A 2,528-nucleotide genomic window follows, 5' to 3' on the forward strand; every position below is an offset into this window, starting at 1 on the left:
GTATGCGTCCGGCCAAGTCACCTTGACGGCTGCCGGCCTACGGTGAGGACCCTCAGGCCGACGGTGCCCAGCGATGCGGAAGCAGTTCGTCGATCCGGCTGGCCGGGTGTGTCGGCAACCGCTCGAGGACGTCTTTGAGGTACGCGTAGGGCTCGTGCCCATTGATCCGGGCCGTGTGCAGCAGGCTCATGATCGCGGCCGCCCGTTTTCCCCCGCGCAGGCTCCCGGCGAACAGCCAGTTCGACCTCCCGAGTGCGATCGGACGGATGTGGTTTTCGACCCAGTTGTTCGAGATCGGCACGTCGCCATCCTCGACGAAGTGCGTGAGCCCGCTCCAGCGGTTCAGGCTGTAATCGATGGCCTTGCTCGTCGCCGAGCCTGGCGGCACCAATTGGCGCTGCGCCAGCAACCATCGATGGAACACGGCCAGGACGCGTCGAGATTTGCGCTGCCGTATTCGCCTTCGCTCGGCCGGCGTTTCCTCTTCGATGTCCCGCTCAATGCGGAACAGGCTCTGGTGGAACCGCAACGCCTGGCGCCCTACCTCGCTGCCGTGGTTGACCCACAGCTCATGGAACTTACGCCGGGCGTGGGCCATGCACTGCGCTGAGGTGACGCCCTGCTCGAAGCAGGCGCGGTACCCACTGAACCCGTCGGTGACCAGCGTGCCGTTCCAGGCGGTGGCCGTTCCCAGCTTCAGGAACTGCCGCACGTTCTCGCCATTGCGAGTTTCACTGAAGTCGAACACCACGGCCTTCGTCGAGTTGCTGCTCGTGGTGCAGTACGACCACATGTACGCCCGGTGCGTCTTGCCATTGCCAGGCTTGAGCATGGCAACCGGCGTCTCGTCCGCGTGAAGGACAGCGTGGCGCCGCAGCTCCTCGGCCAGCGCATCGACCAGGGGCTGCAGAAGTGCGCCGCATTCGCCCACCCACTGGGCAAGCGTCGAGCGGGCGATGACGTGGCCGGCGCGCATGAAGACGCCTTCCTGTCGATACAGCGGCATGTGGTCGAGGAACTTCGCGACCAGCACCTGGGCCAGCAAGCCGGTGGTAGGAATGCCCTTGTCGATCACGTGTGACGGAACCGGCGCCTGGACGAGCCTTTCGCATTTGCGGCACGCCCATTTGCCCCGCACATGGCGCTCCACCGTGAACACGCCGGGTTGGTAGTCCAGCTTCTCGGCGACGTCTTCGCCGATGCGCAGCATCTGGCAACCGCAAGAGCACAAGGTGTTCGCCGGCTCGTGGTGCACATCGCGCCGCGGCAGGTGCGGTGGCAGTGCCTTGCGCTTCGGAGTCTTCTTGTCGCCCTTGTCCGCGGCGGCATCGACGTCAAGGCCCAGGCGCTTCATCTCCTGGCCAAGCTCGGCCAAGTCGGCATCCAGGGTGTCTTCCAGCAGGCTGCGTTGCTCAGCGCTTCCTGCGAACTTCTCGCTGGTAGCCGCGAACTTCATGCGCTTGAGAACGGCCAGCTCGTGCGTGAGCTTGTCGATCAGGGCCTGCTTGAACGCGGCGTCACGCTCTCGCTGCTGGATCAGTGCATCCTTGGCACGCAGTTGTTCGTCACGTGCCGTCACTTCCGCCATCAGGGCCAGCATCGCCCGCCGCACCTGCGGGTCGAAGGCTTCAAGCTGCTGCGCGCTGATCATGGATGATGATCTTCTCGCATCGGCTCACCCGCAGCATCAGCACATTCGGCAATTGCCGAGCTTCGATGGAGCTGGTCTTAGATCACGCGAATAATTCCCGCCTCGCCGAGGCGCTGCCATGGCAGGCCGAGCGCCAGTGCATCGAGCTGAACCCGGCTCAATCCGACGGTGCCCTCACCGCTTGTCGCCCATGTGAACTTGCCTGCGTTGAGCCGCCTCGCGGCCAACCAGACGCCAATTCCGTCGTGCACCAGGACCTTCATGCGGTTGGCTCGCCGATTGGCGAACAAGTACGCATGATGGGGATGTGCGCTGCCGAAGATGGTGACCACGCGGGCCAACGCGGCTTCCGTCCCGAGGCGCATGTCCAGCGGTTCGACGGCCATCCAAACCGCATCCACCCGGATCACCCGGTGACCTCGCGCAGCCAGGCGGCGCTGCGGCTGTGCATGGGCAGGTTCGCTCGCAATGTCCAACCGTTGCGATGGATCTCCACGTCAACTCGTTCGCTCCTGTGCTCAGGCTCCGGCGTAGGCGCTGCCGGCACCGCGTGGAACGGCAACTGGACGAAGGCGGGCAAGCCCTGATCGCCAGTTGTCCTGGCTTCGCTGATCTCAGCTTCGCGAACCCAACGCCGTAGCATGTTCGCATTCAGGCCGTTGGCCAGCGCCACGGCCGCCATCGAGACGTTCGGCAGTCGTGCCTGCTGCACGGCGCGCGCCTTGAAGTCGTCGGAATGCCGGCGCCACCCGCGCTTGGGTAGGGCTGCGACCTCAGATATTTTTCCGGAAGTGTCCATGTGTCCACGCAAAGTTCGTGGACACAAGCATCTCCGGGTGGAGGTCAAAATTCAATGTGGGATGGCCGGACGGATACA

At 64.4% G+C, this 2,528-nt stretch carries 3 protein-coding genes; all 3 read right to left on the minus strand.

From position 1 onward, the window contains the following. Positions 1-52: 52 nt before the first annotated feature. Positions 53-1,651 (minus strand): IS66 family transposase, encoded by a 1,599-nt coding sequence (gene tnpC / locus IM725_RS19830; RefSeq protein ID WP_407692543.1) that lies wholly within the window; start codon positions 1,649-1,651, stop codon positions 53-55. Between the two features lie 77 nt (positions 1,652-1,728). Next, complete coding sequence (gene tnpB / locus IM725_RS19835) at positions 1,729-2,037, minus strand: IS66 family insertion sequence element accessory protein TnpB (RefSeq protein WP_193782366.1); 309 nt, start codon at positions 2,035-2,037, stop codon at positions 1,729-1,731. 20 nt (positions 2,038-2,057) lie between these two features. After that, positions 2,058-2,450, minus strand: a complete 393-nt coding sequence (locus tag IM725_RS19840) for a transposase (protein ID WP_193782367.1) — start codon at positions 2,448-2,450, stop codon at positions 2,058-2,060. Positions 2,451-2,528 lie beyond the last annotated feature (78 nt).

The sequence above is a fragment of the Ramlibacter aquaticus genome (assembly GCF_015159745.1).
Taxonomy (GTDB): Bacteria; Pseudomonadota; Gammaproteobacteria; order Burkholderiales; family Burkholderiaceae_C; genus Ramlibacter; species Ramlibacter aquaticus.